Source organism: Nostoc sp. TCL240-02 (assembly GCF_013343235.1).
GTDB lineage: Bacteria > Cyanobacteriota > Cyanobacteriia > Cyanobacteriales > Nostocaceae > Nostoc.
In genome coordinates this window covers 5,470,158-5,492,983 of record NZ_CP040094.1, presented here as the reverse complement: position 1 = coordinate 5,492,983, position 22,826 = coordinate 5,470,158, and the positions used below count along the sequence as shown (strand labels likewise).

The window sequence follows — 22,826 nt, the reverse complement described above, 5'->3', positions numbered from 1 at the left end:
GAGATAAAACTCAAAGAATATTAACTCAATCTGAACGTGAATTACTCTTATTTAGCTTAGTCTAGGTTTTGAGAGAGGTTTCTTGATTTACAAAGACTCCATGCTCTTACCCTTAGTAATGTCTTAACCAAGAAAAAAGGATTTTAGGTAATTAAAATGGACGAAATCGCTAAAAAACTTGCTGGTCTGGGTCTTCCTGGGATAATTCTCGTGATTTTAACAGTTACATCAGCAGGTAGTAATGCTGCTATTGTTGCTGCCCTCACAGCAATAGGAGGCCCATTTGGCATCGTTGGAGGTGTAGGAATACTCGGTCTGATAACGGTTGTAGGGGATACTGTAGCAGGATATGGAATTGAAGCTGTTCTCAAAGCTGTCTATACAGAACGGAGTAAAACCGAATCTGTAAGATATCTCCTGAAAGAAATTAAAGATTTACCCATTTCAGAGGAGTTAAAACTCAAACTGAAAAATCACCTTAGTCCAGAAACTGTTACTGAGGTAGAAGATGTTCAGCCTCCACAAACAATTGAAATTGTCGAGGAATAATTTCACTGCTTGTTGCATTGTTGAAATTTCAGGAAAAATTCTACTAAATTAAGTGCGATCGCACTTAATTTATGTAAAAAAATGGCCTCTGAGTCCGATCGCACCTGATTAAACCCTCAAAGGCCATCCTTAAAATAATTCCTATAAAGTAAGTAGGTTTTTCAAAAGATAAATTTGATACATTTCTGAAAAAGATCAATTTCTATTCTCTAATGTTTAGCTTATGTTTAAACGTCAAAAGAGTCACAAGGGTATACTCCTTCTGATTTTTTTGGTGCCAAACTTAATCAAAAACAGCTTGATAATATTTATGGACAAAATCAAAAAAAAGAAAACCAAATAATCTTAGGTTATTTGCTAATGGACTATCGCAATTTATCTACTAAATTTATGACAGAAATTGTAATTAACTCTCCTCAATCTATTGATTATTCTTCTGCTTTAACTGAGCAGGAGTTATGCAAAATATTATTTGAATGGAATAATACAAAGGTAGATTATCCCAAACATTTATGCATACATCAGTTATTTGAAGCACAAGTAGAAAAAACTCCCAACAGTATCGCTGTTGTCTTCAAAGAGCAACAATTAACTTATCAAGAGTTGAACTACCAAGCCAACCAAATAGCACATTATTTACAAAGTTTGGGTGTAAAACCAGAGATGCTGGTAGGGATTTGCGTAGAGCGATCGCTAGAAATGATTATAGGAATGTTGGGTATCCTCAAGGCGGGTGGAGCATACATTCCGCTAGATCCAACCTATCCCAAAGAGCGTCTATCGTTTATGCTCTCAGATTCGCAAGTCCAAGTGGTGTTAACCCAAGAAAAATTCGTTGAAGAATTGGCTGCAAGTGGGGCGAAGTTGATTTGTCTGGATACTGGTTGGGAATCTTTTCGGCGAGAGAACAACGAGAATCCTAGTAGTGGGGTTGCACCCGAAAATCTGGCTTATGTAATTTATACATCAGGGTCAACAGGAACACCCAAAGGTGTGCTGATTCAACATCAAAGCGTGTGTAATTTAATCCAGGCACAAGTCAAACTGTTTGATGTACAGCAAAACAGCCGTGTTCTCCAGTTTGCTTCTTTCAGCTTTGATGCTTCAGTTTGGGAAATTTTCGTGGCTCTGTGTTCAGGAGCTAGCCTTTACATTGGAACTCAAGATTCCTTGCGCCCAGGAACAGATTTAATTCAATTTTTGCGTAAGCAATCAATAACTCAGGTAACACTACCACCTACAGCACTAGCAGCGTTACCAAAAGAGGAATTGCCAAACTTGCAAACCCTGATCGTCGCCGGAGAAGCTTGTAATCCGAAGCTGATTGCTGAATGGTCAAAAGGGCGGCGCTTTTTTAATGCTTATGGGCCAACGGAATCAACAGTCTGTGCCACGATAGCAGAATATACTGGCGACACTCAACTGACCATTGGTCGAGCGATCGCTAACACTCAAATATATATTCTCGATCAAGATCAGCAACCAGTTCCCATTGGCACACCTGGCGAATTGTATATTGGTGGCGACGGCTTGGCACGAGGCTATCTGAACCGCCCAGAGTTAACCAAGGATAAATTTATCCCTCATCCGTTTGAGGATAGCGCAGCGTTAGCGAGTCCGCGAGCGTCGGCTGAAGGTAGAAGGCTTTACAAAACTGGTGACTTAGCCCGCTTTTTAGCAGATGGCAACATTGAATTTTTGGGGCGAGTCGATCATCAGGTGAAGATTCGCGGCTTCCGTATTGAACTGGGAGAAATTGAGGCGCTTTTAAGCCAACATTCGGATGTACAGCAGGTAGTGGTAATCGTCCGTGAAGACATCCCTGGTGATAAACGGCTGGTTGCCTATATTGTCCCTAATCAAAAACTTGATGTGAGCGTTACTACCCTCAAACGCTTTCTTCAAGAAAAACTGCCTAACTATATGGTGCCAGCAGTCTTTGTGATTCTCGACTCCTTGCCCCTTACTCCCAATGGTAAAGTTGATCGTCAAAATCTCCCAGCTAGCGATCGCACACGCCCCGATCTCGAAGAAACCTTTATCGCACCTCGTAACTCCACTGAAGCAACACTCGCAAGCATTTGGGCTGATTTACTGGGACTTGAGCAGATAGGAATCAATGACAATTTTTTCAATTTGGGCGGTCATTCTTTAATAGCAGCTCAGATTCTTTCCCGCATCCGCGAGAGTTTCCAAGTCGAGTTATTCTTTCACCACATTTTTGCCAATCCGACCATAGCGGGTCTAGCGAAGCTGATTGAACAGCACAGCAAACTCAAGCAACAGTTACAACGTCCACCCATACAACCAATTTCACGCACAGGATACTTGCCTGCTTCCTTTGCTCAAGAGCGAGTATATTTCATCCAAGAAGTAGCTCCTGAAAGTACTGCCTATCAAGCTCAGGTAACTCTGCGATTTACCGGAAAACTAGATTTGGCAGCATTAGAGCAGTGCTTGAGTGAGATTGTCCGACGACATGAAATCTTCCGCACGACTTTTCCGGCAGTAGATGGACGGTTATTTCAGGTAATCCATCCACACCAACCAATTAAGTTAACAGTCGTAGACCTCCAGACATTTCCTGAGTCTGAGCAAGAAGCAGAAATTCAACGCCTATTTGACGCAGAGGTGCAAAAGCCTTTCTACTTAAATCAACTGCCTTTAGTCAGGTGGTTATTGTTGAAGTTGAGCGGCCAAGACCATATTTTGATCCATATCGAACATCACATGGTTCATGATGGCTGGTCTTTCAACAACGTTTTTTTGAATGAGTTTCTGGAAATTTATCAAGCCTTTTGTTTGGGTACTCATTCCCCATTACCGGAATTAACCCTCCAGTTTGGAGACTATGCCCATTGGCAGCGAGAGTGGGTGAAAAGCGATGAAGCCCAAGCCCAATTAGCTTATTGGCAGCAACAGTTATCTGGCAGTCCGCCCCTGTTGGAATTACCTTATGACCACCCACGACCAGCAGAACAAACCTACAACGGCGCTCAAGTCAGGGTAGAGTTGCCCATTAGCTTGTGCGAATCCTTGAAAGTTCTCAGTCGTCAAGAGGGAATCACCTTATTTATGACGACGCTGGCAGCTTTTTTAGTCATGTTGCGCCGCTACACCGGACAGGACGATCTCTGTGTGGGGACAGCTGTTGCAAATCGGCGGATGCGCGAGACAGAAAATTTAATTGGCATGATCGTCAATAATTTAGTTTTACGCACCGATTTATCTGGAAATCCCACGTTTCGGGAGTTACAAGATCGAGTCCGTCAAGTCAGTCTGGAAGCCTTTGCTAACGAAGATTTACCCTTCGATAAGGTCGTGGAGGTTCTGAAACCAATACGCAACCTGAGTTATAATCCTCTATTTCAAGTGATGTTCAGCTTCCATGATTCTCCCCAGCCAGATTTGAGTCTTCCTGGCTTGAACATCAGACCAAATGTAGCCCTCAGCAACCAATCGACAAAGTTTGATCTTGATGTAGTTCTGATTCCGCATCATGGCGCAGAGAAGGGAATTACTATGATTTGGGAATACAACACCGACTTATTCGACACTGCCACAATCCAGCAGATGGCACAGCAGTATCAAACTTTGCTAGAGGGAATTGTAGTCAACCCAGAACAGCGAGTTTCCGAATTACCACTGTTAACGCAGGCTCATCAGCAGTTACTCATGGAGTGGAATCAGACTCAAAGAGAGTATGCCGTTAAAGATTGTATTCACGACTTATTTGCGGCTCAGGTAGAGTTAACGCCCGATGCTGTAGCTATTCAGCAAGAAGGTCAACAGTTAACTTACCGCGAATTGAGCGATCGCGCCAATCAACTAGCCCACCATCTGCAAAGTTTGGGAGTCAAACCAGAAACCCTGGTCGGTATCTGCGTTGAGCGTTCCTTGGAGATGATTGTTGGCTTACTCGGCATTCTCAAAGCGGGGGGTGCTTATGTTCCCCTCGATCCAGCTTATCCCCAAGAGCGACTGGCTGATATTCTCGAAGATACGCAACTGGGCATTCTGCTCAGTCAAGAAAAATTCCACGGCAAAATACCAGATTATGCCGGAAAAACGATCTGTTTAGATACAGATTGGAAAATAATTGCTCAACACAGTACAGCCAATCCTACTAGTGACGTTCAACTCCATAATCTCGCGTATATTATTTACACCTCTGGTTCCACAGGTAAACCCAAGGGGGTGATGATTGAACATCGGTCATTGATGAATTTTGTCATGACCGCAATGCATGAATATGGAATTAATGCAAGCTATCGCATTCTACAATTTGCATCAATCTGTTTTGATACATCTATCGAAGAAATATTACCTTGTCTTGCGATCGGTGCAACATTGGTACTGCGAACTGAGCAGATGTTGCACTCCAGCGATGAATTTTGGAGGTGTTGCCGAGAATGGCAGTTAACTGTTTTGGATCTTCCCACAGCTTATTGGCATCAGTTGGTAGCGGAACTTACCCCTGAAGACTCCCGAATTCCCGAAAGTCTCAGAATGGTGATTATTGGTGGAGAAGAAGCTCAACTAGAAAAAGTGAAGCACTGGCACAGTAGTGTTGCTCACCTCCCCAATCCACCCCAATTACTTAATAGTTACGGGCCAACGGAAGCAACGGTTATCACCACCTTAGATCGCTTAACCCCAGAAGCCTCCTCTGTTAGCATTGGACGACCAATTAGCAATGCTCAGGTTTATGTCCTGGATAAATATCTGCAACCTGTCCCTATAGGAGTTCCCGGAGAACTGCATATTGGCGGAGCCGGATTAGCTAGAGGCTATTGGCAACGGACTGAACTTACCGCAGAGAAATTTATCCAAAATGCAAAATTGGATCGCCTCTACAAAACAGGGGATTTAGCACGATTTCGTGCAGATGGCAATCTAGAATATCTTGGTCGAGTTGACGATCAGGTTAAAATTCGCGGCTTCCGCGTCGAGTTGGGAGAGATTGAGACAGTGTTACGTCAACACCCACAAGTGTTGCAAGCTCTGGTGATTGCTCGTGAAGACATCCCCGGACAAAAGCGACTCGTGGCTTATGTTGTTCCGCACCATCCGCAACCAACCACCGATGAATTGCGCCAGTTCCTCAAACAGAAACTACCGAACTACATGATTCCGGCGGCGTTTGTGCTACTGGAAACGCTACCGATGACAGCTAACCGGAAGGTAGATTATCGCGCCCTCCCAGCCCCCGACCTTTCTCGGAGTGCAGAAGATAGCTTTGTTGCACCCCAAACCCCTACAGAAGAGAGATTAGCAGCAATTTGGTCAGAAATCTTAAGACTAAAACAAGTCGGCATCCACGATAACTTCTTTGAACTGGGTGGAGATTCCATTCTCAGCATTCAAGTAATTTCCCGTGCCAATCAGGCGGGTATCCAAATTGCCCCTAAACAACTATTTCAGTACCAAACCATTGCTGAGTTAGCTGCCGTGGCAGGCATGACTCGCTCTATCAAAGCCGAACAAGGATTAGTAACTGGCAAGGTGGGGCTAACACCTATCCAACACTGGTTTTTCGAGCAGAACTTGCCCGAACCTGATTACTTTAACCAGTCAGCACTACTGGAAGTGCCACCAGATTTGCAACCAGAGCTATTGCAGCAAGTTGTACAACAATTGTTGGTGCATCACGATGCTTTGCGTCTGCGATTTGTGCAGGAAGGCGAAAACTGGCAGCAGTTTAATTACGAATTACGAATTACGAATTACGAATTATTTAGCGTCATCAATTTGTCGCACCTGTCGCCAGAAGAACAACAAACAGCAATGCAAGCGGCTGATGCGGAACTCCAAGCTAGTTTGAATCTATCTACTGACGAGATGGCTACGCCCAGAGCAGGCATCGCACGAGTAGCATTATTTAGGTTGGACAACAATCAACCTGGACGTTTACTATTCATCATCCATCACTTAGCAGTAGATGGTGTTTCGTGGCGAATTTTACTTGAAGACTTGGCTAAGGCTTACCAACAAATCAGCCGTGGCCAAGCTATTAAATTACCACCTAAGACTACTTCCTTTCAATATTGGAGCGATCGCTTAACAGAATATGCAAAATCAAAGGCGATTAAAGATGAACTAGATTACTGGCTAAGTGAGTCTAGTTTGAAAGTTACCACCTTGCCAGTAGATTATCTTTCAGGTGAAGAGGAAAACACTATAGCTTCAACCGCTTCTGTGTCACTTTCTTTAACTGAAGAACAAACCCGCGCCCTCTTACAGGATGTCCCCTCTGCCTACAACACTCAAATTAATGATGTGCTGTTGACTGCCCTAGCCCAAAGCTTTGCCCAATGGACGGGTGAACGTTCTCTGCTTGTTGATCTAGAGGGACATGGACGAGAAGACTTGTTTGAGGATGTGGATTTGTCGAGGACTATAGGCTGGTTTACTACCTTATTCCCCGTTCATTTGCAGCTACAAGAAGTTGACCATCCAGGAGAGGTTTTAAAGTCAGTTAAAGAACAATTGCGACGCATTCCCAACCGAGGCATAGGCTATGGTGTATTGCGATATTTGCAGCCGGATGAAACAATACGCGCGAAACTACAAGCACTACCCCAAGCACAGGTAAGTTTTAACTACCTTGGTCAGTTCGATCAGGTGCTTACGGCATCTGCGGTATTGGGTTTGGCTAAAGAAATGAAAGCCCAACAGAGTTTACTTAACAAGCGCAGCCACCTTTTAGGAGTAAGCGGATTTATTCGTGCTGGAAAACTGGAAATGACTTGGGCTTACAGCGAGAAAGTTCATAAACGAGACACCATCGAGCATTTGGGTTTTGGATTTATGGAGGCATTGCGATCGCTCATTACCCACTGTCAATCTCCTGATGCGATCGGTCATACACCTTCCGACTTCTCAGCAGCCAGACTCAGCCAAAAACAGCTTGACAAATTCCTCGCCAAAATCAAAAAAAATAATTAGCCATTCCCCATTCCCCGTTCCCCGTTCCCCATTCCCCATTCCCCATTGTCATGAACAACATCGAAGACCTTTATGAACTTTCACCCATGCAGCAGGGGATGCTGTTTCATACTCTTTATGCGCCAGAATCGGAAGTTTATTTTGAGCAGTTGCTTTGCATCCTCTCTGGAGAATTAAATTTTCTTACCTTCCAGCAAGCTTGGCGGCAAGTTGTGGCGCGGAATCCAGTTTTACGGAGTTCCTTTTATTGGGAAGAGATAGAAAAGCCCTTGCAAATGGTGAGTAAGCAAGTGGATCTTTCGTGGGAAGAACTGGACTGGCGGAATTTAACGCCCGATGAACAACAACAGCATTTAGAAAACTTTTTGAAATGCGATCGCCAAAAAGGATTTGATCTAGCTCAAGTTCCCCTGATGCGTTTCACTGTCATTCAGCTAGAGGACTATATTTACCAATTTATTTGGAGCCATCATCATATTCTCTTTGATGGCTGGTCAATGCAGATTATCCTCAAAGAAGTCTTAGCTTTCTATGAAGCACATCAGCGAGGCGAACATTTACGCCTGATGCCCTCTCGCCCATATCGAGAATATATTAATTGGTTACAGCAACAGGATATTGCTCAAGCAAAGAACTTCTGGCAACAAACCCTCCAGGGGTTTGAAACTCCTACCTCTTTAATAGGGAATAGGGAACAAGAACAAGGAATATACAATGAGCAAACTTTTCAATTATCCCAAACGGTAACTGAAAAACTGCAATATGTGGCGCGGCAGCATCATTTAACTCTGAATAATTTAGTGCAGGGAGCATGGGCGTTACTAATTTCCCGCTACAGTGGGGAAAGTGATGTGGTCTTTGGTGCAACTGTATCCGGTCGTCCACCAACGCTTGCGGGGGTAGATTCGATGGTGGGGCTATTAATCAACACCCTCCCCATACGGGTAAAAATTACACCAAAAGCAGAATTATTACCCTGGCTCAAGCAATTACAAAGTCAAGCATTTGAACAGGAACAGTATGCTTATTATTCACTGGCAGAAATTCAGCGTTTGAGTGATATTCCCCCAGGAATGCCTCTGTTCGAGAGCCTTTTAGTATTTGAAAATTATCCGCTAGATTCTGCTGAACAGGATACAAAAAAAACTTTAGAAATTAGTCATATTCGTTGTTTTGAACGCACTAATTACCCGCTAACGGTTGTAGTTAATCCTCAATCAAAATTGTCTGGGAGGATTGTCTATGATGCCAGCCGTTTTGAGCAAGAAACAATTGGGCGGATGATTGGGCATTTCCAAACACTGCTATCAGGAATGGCAACCAATCTACAACAAGATATTTCCCAATTGTCTCTGCTCAGTGCAGCCGAAGAAGAAGAAATAATTCTACAAGAGAATAATAAAAATATAGATTCTATTCGTTACGAATGTATTCATAGTTTATTTGAAGAACAGGTAGAAAAAACGCCGGAGGCAGTAGCACTTGTATATGAAAAGCAACATTTAACTTATCGGGAGTTGAATAACCACGCCAATCAATTAGCTCATTATTTACAATCGCTTGGAGTTAAACCCGAAGTAAGGGTGGGAATTTGTGTAGAGCGATCGCTAGAAATGGTAGTAGGAATTCTTGCTATCCTCAAAGCGGATGGGGCTTACGTTCCACTAGATCCCGCTTATCCTTCCGAAAGACTGGCGTTCATGCTAGAAGATGTACAAACGCCCATCTTGCTAACACAAACTAATTTACAAAATAGACTTCCACTCAATAATCAAACTGTGGTGAATATTGATGCAGATTGGGAAAAAATTTCCCAATATCAAGAAGATAATTTACCTATTGAAGTTAATCCAGAAAATTTAGCTTATATCATTTATACTTCTGGATCAACAGGAACACCAAAAGGCACAGAAGTCAATCATCGTAGCATCATTGGTTTTATGTTTGGGGTTGATTACATTCACCTTGATGCAGAACAAACTTGGCTACAGCATTCATCGATTTCTTGGGATGCACTCACCCTAGAACTTTGGACACCTTTGCTTTATGGCGGGCGTTGTGTGCTTTATCCAGAAAAAATTCCCACACCTGAAGGCTTAAGCCTGATTATTCAAGAACAAAGAGTTAATACCCTATTTCTGACTACAGCATTATTCAATCTCATGATTGATACAATGCCGCAAGGATTGTCAGGCATAAAACAACTACTGTTTGGGGGAGAATCTGTTTCTGTATCTCATGTTCATCGCGCTTTAGAATTATTGCCGGAAACGCAATTAATTCATGGTTATGGCCCTTCGGAATGCACAGTTTTTACTTGTTGTTACCCGATTCCTAAACAACTTGCTGAAAATGTGAATTCAATTCCCATTGGAAAACCCATTGGCGATCGCATATTTTACATACTAGATGAAAATTTACACCGAGTTCCAATTGGTGTTCCTGGTGAACTCTATGTGGGTGGTGCGAGTGTTGCTAGAGGTTACTTAAATCAACCAACATTAACTCGTGAAAAATTTATTCCTAATCCTTTTATTGAAGGAGATACCCTTTACAAAACTGGAGATTTAGTGCGCCGACTTCCTGATGGAAATTTGGAATTTATTGGTCGGATTGATACACAAGTAAAAATTCGCGGTTTTCGGATTGAATTAGCAGAAATTGAAGCGACTTTAATTCAACATCCTGAGATAAAACAAGTTGTAGTTATTGCACAGAAAGATGAACCAGGGAAGAAATTCCTAGTGGCTTATATTGTTGTTGCAAAGGATAGTTCACCAAGCAGCTTACGAAATTTCCTGAAGAAAAAGCTACCAGATTACATGATTCCTGCTGCTTTCGTATTTCTGGAAGCTTTGCCCTTAACTCTTAATGGTAAAGTTAATCGTCGTGCTTTGCCTGATCCTGATATTGATCAAAGAAATCTAGAGGTTGATTTTGTTCTTCCTCGCACACCAATTGAACAAGAATTAGCTACGATTTGGATTGAAGTTATGAAATTAAAACAGGTAGGAATTCACGATAATTTTTTTGAGTTAGGAGGACATTCTTTATTGGCAACTCAAGTTATTTCTCGCTTAAGAGAGGTGTTTTCTCTAGATTTTCTTTTGCGTTATTTGTTTGAAAACCCAACTATTGCTGAACTCGCACAAAAAGTCAGCGAACAACAGATTGAACAAGCAGAAAATGATGCCCTAGCACAGATTCTAAAGGAAGTTGATCAGTTGTCAGACCAAGAAGTGACGCAAGAATTACTTTTGTAAGTATTAATTCCAATACTCGATATTTTTGTTATTTCTCTGTGTTCTCTGCGTCTCTGTGGTTCGATAAAAAACTAATTTTAAACAATAAATATTATGAGCGATATACTAAAACGTCTAGAAGGACTTTCGCCAGAAAAACGAGAATTAGTCCTACAAAAACTCAAAAAGCAACAGCAATCTCCGCAAAAGAATGGCAGGCTAACTCCACCGTTAACACCCGTATCACGAGAACAACACCTTCCCCTCTCTTTTGCTCAACAAAGACTATGGTTTATTGACCAACTAGAAGGCGAAAATTGTGTCTATAATGTCCCGTTTTTCTGGCAAATTAGCGGATTGCTGAATATAACTGCGTTAGAAAAAGCGATCGCAGAAATTGTCCAACGTCATGAAGTCTTACGTACTAGTTTCTGTGTTGTCGATGAGTCGCCGATACAGGTGATTCATCCTCATCCTCAACTGACAATGCAACTGCTAGACTGGCGACAATTGACGGAAGCAGACCAGTTAAGCAAGGCGCAGCAGTTAACAGCAGAAGAATTACAACAGTCATTTGACTTATCAAACCCTCCTTTGCTGCGGGTAAAGTTGTTGCAACTGGCCGATCAATCTCATCTGCTGTTGCTGGTTATCCATCATATTGTTTGTGATGGCTGGTCAATGGACATCTTTCGCCGTGAATTGTTCAGCCTTTATAATGCTTTCTGCGCCAGAAAACCTTCTCCTTTTCCCGAATTATCTCTACAATATACCGATTTCGCCTATTGGCAAAGACAGTGGTTACAGGGAGAGGTACTGCAAACCCAACTCAATTACTGGCAAAAACAATTAGCCGGAGTCCCGCCTCTGTTAAAATTGCCCACAGACAAACCCCGTCCATCACTTCAAACCTATCGGGGACGTAGTGAGTTTTTGCAACTCAATCAAGATTTAACGCAGAAGTTGAAGCGTTTAAGTCAGGAGTCAGAAACTACCCTGTTTATGACAATGCTTGCAGTATTTACGCTGTTATTGTCGCGCTACAGTGGTCAACAGGATATTGTAGTTGGTTCTGCGATCGCTAATCGTAACCGTCGAGAAACAGAATCATTAATTGGCTTTTTTGTCAATACCCTAGCATTACGTACCAATTTGCAAGGAAATCCAAGTTTCTTAGAATTACTTGAACGAGTCAAGCAAGTAACCCTGGATGCTTATGACCATCAAGATTTACCCTTTGAGAAACTAGTTGATGAATTAGGTTTAGAGCGATCGCTTTCTTATCATCCCCTGTTTCAAGTGGCGTTTGGTTTGCAAAGTGGAACTCAAGAGAAACTAGAAATTCCTGGATTATCTCTAACCCGTTTTCAGTGGGAAAACACAACGACGCTGTTTGATTTGTCGCTGATGTTCCGCGAAACTCCTCAAGGTTTGATAGGAGAATGGGAATATGCAACAGATTTATTTGAAGTTGAAACAATTCAACGGATGGTGGGACATTTTGAAGTTCTACTGAAGGGAATTATTGATAACCCGAACCAACCAATTAATACTCTATCGTTGCTTACAGAGGACGAATGTCAGCAAATAAAACGCTGGAATAAAACTCAAACTGATTATCCTCTTAATCAAACTTTGGTTGGCTTGTTTGAAGCTCAAGTTGCGAAAAATCCTGATAATCTTGCTTTGGTGTTCGAATCCCAAAGTCTAACTTACCAACAACTTAATCAAAAAGCGAATCAACTAGCTCATTACTTAATTCAAAATCACCAAATTCAGCCAGACACTTTAATTGGTATCTGCGTTGAACGGTCTTTAGAAATGATTATTGGTGTCCTCGGTATCCTCAAAGCGGGTGGGGCTTATGTACCGATTGATCCTAATTATCCTCAAGAACGAATTAAGTTCATGTTAGAAGATTCTGGTATATCGGTGCTGCTAACCCAAAGTCACCTCAAAGAGCAATTACCTTTAACTAAACTTAAACACCAGATCATTTGTTTAGATCGAGAAACTTTTAATTCGGCATTAATAGATAATCCCAATCCTCAAAGTAACCCTGATAATTTAGCTTATATAATTTATACCTCTGGTTCAACGGGACAACCCAAAGGGGTGATGATTGAGCATCGCGCAATTGTCAATCTCAGCTTAGTCTGGGCTGAAACTTTTCAAGTTCAACACAATAGCCGTTGGCTTCAGTTTGGTTCTTTTAGTTTCGATTTATCTATTGGTGAAATTGCCACTGCTTTATCCGCAGGTGCTTGTTTATATTTAGCCAAGAAAGAAACTTTGTTACCTAGTCAAACTTTAGTTGACTTATTGCGCGATCGCAAAATTTCCCATTTCACTTTACCTCCTTCTGCCTTATCTGTATTACCTCAAGCCTCATTACCTGATTTGCAAGCCGTAATTGTTGGTGGTGAAGCTTGTACAGCCGAGTTGGTGACACAATGGGGCACAAAACGATGTTTCTTTAACTGCTATGGGCCGACGGAATCGACGGTTATCGCCAGTATATCTAGTTGTGAACCGAATGGGAAAAAACCTTCCATTGGGCAACCTATAGCTAATAACAGCATCTACATTTTAGATGCTCATCATCAACCGTTACCGCCTGGACTTCCTGGGGAATTGTGCATCGCTGGAATTGGTTTAGCTAGAGGCTATCTCAACCATCCCGATTTAACCGACGAAAAATTTATTGAAGTTGAATTATTTGGCAAAACTGAGCGAATTTACAGAACTGGCGATTTGGCAAGATGGGCAGATGATGGCAACCTTGAGTATTTAGGTCGCATTGACGATCAAGTTAAATTACGGGGATTTCGGGTTGAATTGGGTGAAATTGAATCGCTATTATTGCAAAACCAATCAGTGAAAGAGGCTGTTGTAATTTTATATGAAACTGATAATAATCCCAGGTTAGTAGCTTATGTCACGATAAAGGAAAAATTCAGCAATTTAGCGAGTCAACTTAAAGATTATCTGAAAACTCGCCTGCCAAATTATATGGTTCCTAGCCAGATTATGGTATTGGATCATCTGCCACTTACACCTAACGGTAAATTAGATCGTAGAGTATTACCAGCACCAGATACAGCCATTTCGACTAACTTTGAAGCCTTCGTTACCCCAACAGAAGAACTACTGGCTACCTTATGGCAAACTCTCTTAAAAGCTAAGTCTGTTGGTCGTCAAGATAACTTCTTTGAATTGGGTGGACATTCCCTATTAGCAACCCAATTGGTTGCCCGTATTCGTGACACTTTTGGGGTAGAAGTATCTGTCCGCAAGGTATTTGAGCAAAGCATTTTATCTGAGTTGGCAACAGAAATTGACAAAGCCTCTTCAGTAATTGCTTTACCACCCATCACACCACAACCTGAAAATACTCCTAAAAATCTCTCCTTTGCCCAATCAAGACTTTGGTTTTTAGACCAACTTGAAGGCACTGGAACTTCAGCTACCTACAATATGTCAACGGCTCTTCAACTTGAAGGCAAGTTGAATATTGAGGCGTTGCGTGCAAGTTTTGATTATCTCATCGATCGCCATACCATTCTCCGCACCTATTTTCCAGCTTTGGAGGGAGAGGCGCAAGTAGTTGTCCAAAATCCAGAGGATATAGAAGTACTGGCGATTGCAGATTTACAGTCGCTCGATCTCCAAACTCAAGCAGAAACCGTACAACGTCTAGCTGATAGTCACGCCCAAGAACCTTTTGACTTAAATACTGGCCCCCTGTTTAAAGCGAAACTGCTGCAACTTAGCGAACAGAAAAATGTCCTGCTCATCAATATGCACCACATTATTACTGATGGCTGGTCAATGGGGGTGTTTAAACGCGAATGGGAACAGGCTTATTCGGCTTTTGCTGCGGGGAAAATTCCGAATTTGTCAGCATTGCCGATTCAGTATAGTGATTATGCAGCTTGGCAGCGCAGTTGGTTACAAGGGGAGATTTTAGAAAGCCAGGAAGATTACTGGAAACAACAACTCAGTGATGCTCCCCGATTGCTGGATTTACCTACCGATTATCCCCGTCCGGCGCAGCAAAGTTACCAAGGTGGGCGTGAAGAATATAGTTTGAGTCATGAAGTGACTCAGAGACTTAAAGCCATTAGTCAACAACAGGGAGTTACTTTGTTTATGACTCTGTTGACAGCTTTTAGTATTTTACTATCTCGTTACAGCCGTCAAGAGGATTTATGTATTGGTAGTGCGATCGCTAACCGTACCCATAACAACACAGAAGGATTAATCGGCTTTTTTGTCAATACCTTGGTATTGCGGAGTAAAGTCAAGCCAGAGCAAAGTTTTAGTGAGCTACTCCAACAAATCCGCCAAACTTGCTTAGATGCCTACTCCCATCAAGATATTCCCTTTGATTATTTAGTAGAACAGTTACAACCAGAACGCAGTCTGAGCCATAATCCCTTATTCCAAGTGATGATGGTGTTGCAAAATACTCAAGAAGCGGGGAAAAAGGTTAGTTTACCAAGGCTTGATATTCAATATTTAGAGCAAAGTTTACCATTTGCCAAATTTGACCTAACATTAGATTTTTCCGAAAGGGGCGACCAACTGCATTGCATGTGGGAATATGCCACAGATTTATTTGCAGCAGAAACAATTAAGCGCATAGCGGGACACTTTGAAGTCTTGCTGGAAGCAATTATCCAAAATTCCCAACAGCCGATTCATCAACTACCCTTAATCACAACAGCAGAAATTCAACAACTGGAAGTTTGGAATCAAACCGATATTAATTATCCCAAAAACCAGACTTTGGTGAATCTGTTTGAACAACAGGTGGCAAAAACGCCCGATAACATTGCGGTGGTATTTGAAGATCAAAGCCTGAGTTATCAAGAACTCAACCAAAAAGCCAATCAGCTAGCGCATTATTTGTTGGAACTCAAAAAAGAGCAACAATTACCTGATAATCCATTGATTGCGATTTGTGTGGAGCGATCGCTCTTAATGATCATTGGCTTGTTTGCTATTCTCAAAGCGGGTGGTGCTTATGTACCGATTGATCCCAGTTATCCCCGCGATCGCATTCATTTAATGCTCGAAGATAGTAATGCTTCGGTATTACTAACAATAAATGCCAACAAAAAGCAACTTCCCCTAGAAAAACTAAAAAATCCCTGTCAGGTAATATTTCTAGAGAAAGAAATATGGTCTGATCAGCCAACAAATAATCCCAATCCGCAAAGTAGCCCTGATGATTTGGCTTATGTAATTTATACTTCTGGTTCCACAGGGCGACCTAAAGGTGTTGCGATCGCACAATATAGCCCAGTAGCTCTAGTAAAATGGGCGCATTCAGTCTATAGTGCAGAACAGCTTGCAGGTGTCTTAGCATCAACCTCAATCTGTTTCGATCTCTCCATTTTTGAAATTTTTGTCCCACTGACTCAAGGTGGTAGTGCGATCGTGGTAGAAAATGCACTCTACATTGAGCAAGCACGTAAGAGTCCTGTACCGATAACTTTGATTAATACTGTACCAAGTGCTGCTGCGGAACTGCTGAATATGAATGCTATTCCGGCAAGTGTTCAAGTTATCAATTTAGCTGGCGAACCATTAAAAAATAGTCTGGTACAGGCTTTATATCAAACTACATCTGTAAGAGAAGTTTATAACCTCTATGGCCCTTCTGAGGACACAACTTACTCTACATTTACCAAAGTTGCTAGAAATGCCCAGCATGAACCAACTATCGGTAAAGCGATCGCTAATACCCACATCTATATTCTAGATAGCTATAGTCAACCCCTTCCCCCTGGTATTCCTGGAGAACTCTGCATTGCAGGTGCGGGTTTAGCACAGAGTTATTTGCATCGTCCCGATTTAACCGCCGAAAAATTTCTCAAAGTCGAATTATTCTGTAAAACTGAGCGAATTTATAAAACGGGCGATTTAGCCCGTTGGCTACCTGATGGCAATTTGCAATACTTAGGACGGATTGATCGCCAAGTCAAACTTCGTGGTTTCCGCATTGAATTAGGTGAAATTGAGGCATCTTTACTCAAACATTCAAAAATTGAAGAAGCGGTTGTCCTGCTTCGGGAAGACACTGATTTCGATCAACGTCTGGTGGCTTATGTTGTCCCAACAGGCAAAGAGGATGAATATCTTCAAGGTGAACAGGTGGAATTATGGCAACAAGTTTTTAATGATGCCTACCATCAACCACAAGATATAAAAGATGACCCAACCCTAAATTTGGCTAGTTGGAATGATAGCTACACAGGAAAACCTTATCCCAAAGCTGCGATGCAAGAATGGCGGGATAAAACTGTTGAGCAAATTCTAGAACTTGCACCCAAACGGGTCTGGGAAATCGGTTGTGGGACAGGGATGTTATTGTTGAAAATTGCTCCCCATTGTCAAAAGTACCTGGGTACAGACCTTGTAGCAGCAGGTTTGCATTATATTGAACAACATCTTCAACAGCAGTCTCTCCAGGAAAAAGTTACTTTAAAACAAGGTGCAGCTAACCAGTTTGACGGCATTGAAAAAAATAATTATGACCTGGTAATACTCAATTCTGTTATTCAGTATTTTCCCTCTTTAGATTACTTGTTATCAGTATTAGGCGGGGCGATAAAAGCTGTGAAAACTCAGGGAAAAATCTTTATTGGGGATGTACGAAATCTCCATTTATTAGAAGCTTTCCACACCGCAGTTGAGTTTTATCGCGCCCCTGATGAATTATCAATTAAAGACTTACGTCAACAGATTCAAAAAAACATCCGCACCGAAGGCGAATTATTGATTGACCCTAATTTCTTTCCCGCTCTCAAACAAAAATTTCCTCGGATTAGTCATGTACAAATTCAATTGAAACGAGGTTCTGCTCAAACAGAAATGAACCGTTTTCGTTATGACGTTGTTTTACATTTGGATCAAACAGATATTTCTCTGGCGGAACCTGAATGGTTAGATTGGCACCAGCAATTAAATTTTGAAACAATCGAAAGAATTTTAACGACTCAGCAACCAGATTTGTTAGGTATTAAAGGTGTTCCAAATGCTTATCTAACTTCAGAAATGTTGCTGTTAGAAGAAAGTGTTCAATTAGATGGTACTGTTTCAGACTTAAAAGCGGCAGTTGCTCAAGCCAAATTAGGCATAGAACCAGAAGCATTCCGAACTTTAGCGCGAGATTTGCCCTATACGCCTTTTATCCAATATAGTTCCACAGGATTTTCCGATTACAATGTTGTTTTTCAACGGAATATCCCTGGACAGTCCATATTGCCAAGATTTTCTCAAGATAAAAATTTGCGGCTGAAACCTTGGCAACGTTATGCAAATCAACCGTTGCAATATCGCACCAATCAAGTTGATCCAGCGTTATTAGAAGAGTGGCAAGATTTTCTGGCTAAAAATCTGCCTGATTATATGATTCCTAGCCATTTCATGGTCTTAGACCAACTACCACTAACACCAAATGGAAAAGTAGACCGTAAAGCTTTACCTGCGCCAAATGCAACCGTTTCCTCAACAGACATTGAATTGCCTATAACAGCGACAGAAAAATTGCTTGCCGAATTGTGGGCGAAGCTGCTTAAATATGAAGCGATAGCTCGACAGGATAACTTCTTTAATTTAGGCGGTCATTCATTATTAGCAACCCAATTAATTGCCCGCATCCGCGACACATTCCAAGTAGAACTGGCGCTGCGTAAAATATTTGAGTTTCCCACCCTCAGCGAATTAGCGAGTTATCTCGATAGCTGCATTTGGGTTAATTTCTCCACCGCAGATATGCAACCTTTAAACTCAGACGAAGAGGAAATTGAACTATGACCATGACACAAAATCAGCAATTAGTTTCTTTAATGCTTCGTTTGCAAAATATGGGCTGCAAAATATGGGCTGAAGATGATAAATTACGAATTCGTACTAGTAAAAACGCCTTAACTTCTGAACTCAAGCAGGAAATTCAAGCCAACAAAGCAGATATATTAGCATTCTTAAATTCTGCCAAAGCCACAACTGTGATGGCAGAGGAAATTCCCACCTTGAGCGATAATGCCCCCAAGTCCCTTTCCTTTGCTCAACAACGCCTCTGGCTGTTAGGGCAACTCCACGGCCCATCAGCTAGTTACAATATGCCGATGGTTTTACAACTAGAAGGCAATCTCAATATTGATGCTCTGCATTGTAGTTTGGCTTATTTGCTTAACCGGCATGAGAGTCTGAGGATGTATTTTCCCACAGTGGCGGGACAACCCCAGGTTGCGATCGCAAATTTAGACGACATCGAAGTTTTAACTGTACAAAACTGGCAAGAACAGGAGGCAGGGGGAGAAGAAATAGTATCAATATTTCCTTCATCTTCCTACTCCCCAAACCTCCAAAGCTTTATAGATGCTTATGTTCAAGAACCGTTTGACTTAAATACTGGGCCTTTGTTTAAAGCAAAACTGCTACAACTCAAAGGGCACAAATATGTGTTGCTTATCAATATGCACCATATTATTAGTGACGGCTGGTCAATGGGGATCTTTGTCCGTGAGTTACGGCAAGTCTATACCGCCTTTACTCAAGGTCAGACCCCAAAACTTGCACCATTGCCCATTCAATATAGCGACTACGCAAACTGGCAACGTCACTGGTTACAAGGGGAAGTATTAGAAAACCAGATTAATTACTGGAAACATCAACTGAACGATGCTCTTCCATTACTGGAGTTGCCTACCGATTATCCTCGTCCAGCACAGCAAAGCTACCGAGGTGATCACGATCGCTATTCCCTATCACCTGACTTAACTCTTGCCATTAAAACTTTAAGTCAACAGCAAGGTGCAAGTTTGTTTATGACTTTGTTGGCAACTTTCAGTATTCTGCTTTCTCGTTACAGTCGTCAAGAAGACTTATGTATTGGTTCTCCTATTGCTAACCGCACCCACAGCCAAACAGAAGGATTAATCGGCTTTTTTGTCAATACCTTGATCCTGCGTAACCAAATCAAGCCTGAGCAAAGTTTTATCGAGTTCCTACAACAAACTAGCCAAACTTGTTTAGACGCATACTCTCATCAAGACATTCCCTTTGAGTATCTGGTAGAACAGTTGCAACCAGAACGCAGTATGAGTCATAACCCCTTATTCCAGGTCATGTTAGCGCTGGAAAATAATGAAAGTCCCGACCTAAGTTTGCCAGGACTAGAGATTGAATGGCTCCCATTAACCTATCCATTTGCTAAATTTGACCTAGCACTTATGGTCATAGAATCTGATAACCAGTTAAATTTAACTTGGGAATACGCCACCGATATCTTTGAGAAAAGTACTATCCAAAGGATGGCGGAACAGTTTGAAGTTTTACTCAAGGGAATTGTTGATAACCCTCAACAACCTCTCAATACCCTGCCTTTGATGACAGCGCCCGAACTTCTACAACTACAACGCTGGAATCAAACTCAAACTGATTATCCCTACGATAAAACTTTAGTAGACTTATTTGAACAAAAAGTTGAAAAAAATCCTCATAATATCGCTTTAGTCTTTGAATCTCAACAATTAACTTATCAACAACTGAATGAAAAAGCGAACCAGCTTGCTCATTATTTAATTCAAAATTACAAAATTAAGCCAGACACTTTAATTAGTATTTGTGTAGAACGATCTTTGGAAATGATTATTGGTGTACTCGGTATCCTGAAAGCAGGTGCGGCTTATGTACCAATTGATCCCAATTATCCTCAAGAACGGATTGGGTTCATGTTAGAAGATTCTGGAACATCGGTATTACTAACCCAAAGTTTCTTGTTAGACCAATTACCCTTAGCTAGCCTCGAAAATCCCTGTCAGATAATTTGTTTAGATGAGGAAACTTTTACCGAAGTATTAAAAGAAAATCCCAGACATCAAAGTACGCCTAATGATTTGGCTTATGTAATCTATACTTCTGGTTCGACGGGACGGCCCAAAGGAGTAATGATTGAGCATCAAGCAATTGTTAATCTAGGCTTTGCCTGGGGTAAAGCTTTTCAAGTTCAACACCACAGCCGTTTACTTCAGTTTGGTTCTTTTAGTTTCGATCTATCTATTGGTGAAATTGCGACTACCTTCATCACTGGTGCTTGCTTATATCTTGCTAAAAAAGAAACCTTGTTACCCAGTCAAAGCTTAGTTGACTTCTTAACTCATCACAAAATTTCCCACTGCTTTTTATCTCCTTCGGCTTTATCTATCTTACCTCAAGCGACCTTACCCGATTTGCAAACCATAGGAGTTGGTGGTGAGGCTTGTACAGGCGAATTAGTTGCTCAGTGGGCAAAGGGGCGGCGTTTCTTTAATTGCTACGGCCCTACGGAATCTACGGTTAATGCTGTGTTAGCACTGTGTCATCCTAATAGAAAAAAACCACCTATTGGTCAACCAATATCTAATATTCGTATCTATATATTAGATGCTCAAAATCAACCCTTACCCCCAGGAATCCCTGGAGAATTATGCATCGCTGGTGTGGGTTTGGCACGAGGCTATCTCAATCGTCCTGATTTAACCACCGAGAAATTTATTGAAGTTGAGTTATTCAGTAAAATTGAGCGAATTTACAAAACCGGCGACTTAGCAAGATGGGTATCTGATGGAAACCTTGAATATCTGGGTCGCATAGACGATCAAATTAAATTACGAGGCTTTAGAATTGAACTCGGTGAAATTGAAGCGATTTTGTTACAACATCCATCAGTTAAAGAAGCAATTGTCACCTTATATAAAACTGAGAGCAATCAGAGTTTAATTGCTTATGTAACGGGAATCAACAATGATTTGTTCACCCAATTGAAAAATTATCTTAAATCCCGTCTGCCCGATTATATGATCCCGGCTCAGATCATCGTATTAGATGAGTTGCCTTTAACTCCCAATGGCAAAGTTGACCGGAAATCTTTACCTGCTCCAAATGGTGTAATTGAGGGCTTATATGAACCTCCACGCAACGAAGTTGAACAGCAATTGGCGCAAGTTTGGTCTGCTGTCCTCGAACATCAAGACATTGGGATTCATGATAACTTTTTCGACTTGGGCGGTCATTCTTTATTAGCAATCAAACTGCTCAACAATATTCAACAAGTCTTTGAGCGACAACTTTCTTTAAGTAGTTTATTTCAAAATCCTACTATTGCTCAACTGTCAGAACAACTTTGTAATAGTGAGGTTCAACAGTCAAATCCCGATTTACTTTCACTCCAACTTCAAGGAGATGCAACTCCTCTATTTTTTCTTCCTGGCGCAAACGGACACGGTTTCTATTTTCGAGATTTGGCAATCAATTTAGGAACTAAGCGGCCAATATATGGACTCGAAACTCCAGGGCGAGACGGTTCTAGCGCACTTCCTGATTCAGTAACAGCCCATGCAAGTCAACTGATTGAGATATTACGTAAACAAGCCAAAAGTCCATATATATTAGCAGGATATTCTTCAGGTTGTGCCGTTGCTTTTGAAATGGCTTTCCAACTCGAACAGCAAGGTGAAACGGTGAGTTTACTAGCTATCTTGGATGCTGGACTGGTTTCTCAGCCTGAGTATTTTACTGATAGAGCAGAGCTTGATTGGATTTGGCAATTGATTCGACGAATTGAAGTCTTAAAAGGAGTTTATTTAGGACTGCAATACGACGATTTAGTTGCTCAACCCAATGACCGAGCTAGGTGGGATTTAGCAGCAGACTATCTATACCGAAATAATGTTTTACCGGAACACTCCACCCTTTCTTTACTCAAAACCAATATGAAAGTGATGAAAGTGCTAACGCTTAATTACGCGAATTATCAGCCTACTCATCCAATTTCTGCTCCCATTGTTTTATTTCGCGCTCAAGAAGTTAAGGATATTGTTTTGCAAGAACTCCAAGCTTTTTCTGATTACGATCTACCCGATTGGGGATGGCAAACCTATACTCAAAAGCCTCTAAAGGTGATTTCTGTACCTGGAAATCATGGTCAAATGCTTTATGAACCTAATGTCAAACTATTAGCCGCACAATTACATAATTTGATGGTAAATACAGCAGAATAGAGTATTTCAATAGTCTATTCTTGCTTTTTTTAGT

General features: G+C 41.5%; 5 protein-coding genes. All 5 read left to right on the top strand.

Annotated features, from left to right (window positions below; translation table 11 throughout):
* Nucleotides 1-156: 156 nt before the first annotated feature.
* A complete protein-coding gene (locus FBB35_RS23425; RefSeq protein WP_174711635.1) occupies nt 157-549 on the top strand; it encodes a hypothetical protein in 393 nt (130 codons plus the stop codon).
* A gap of 390 nt (nt 550-939) precedes the next feature.
* Nucleotides 940-7,497, top strand: coding sequence for a non-ribosomal peptide synthetase (locus FBB35_RS23420; RefSeq protein ID WP_174711634.1), 6,558 nt, complete (start codon nt 940-942; stop codon nt 7,495-7,497).
* Nucleotides 7,498-7,547: 50 nt separating this feature from the next.
* The gene (locus FBB35_RS23415; protein WP_174711633.1) at nt 7,548-10,760 is read left to right on the top strand and encodes a non-ribosomal peptide synthetase; all 3,213 of its coding nucleotides are present in this window, start codon (nt 7,548-7,550) and stop codon (nt 10,758-10,760) included.
* A gap of 93 nt (nt 10,761-10,853) precedes the next feature.
* On the top strand, nt 10,854-18,566 hold the full coding sequence (locus FBB35_RS23410) for a non-ribosomal peptide synthetase (protein WP_174711632.1): 7,713 nt from the start codon (nt 10,854-10,856) through the stop codon (nt 18,564-18,566).
* Entirely contained in the window at nt 18,563-22,792 is a 4,230-nt protein-coding gene (locus FBB35_RS23405; protein WP_174711631.1) for a non-ribosomal peptide synthetase, read from the top strand. The genes FBB35_RS23410 and FBB35_RS23405 overlap by 4 nt, the downstream gene beginning before the upstream one ends.
* Nucleotides 22,793-22,826: the final 34 nt, after the last annotated feature.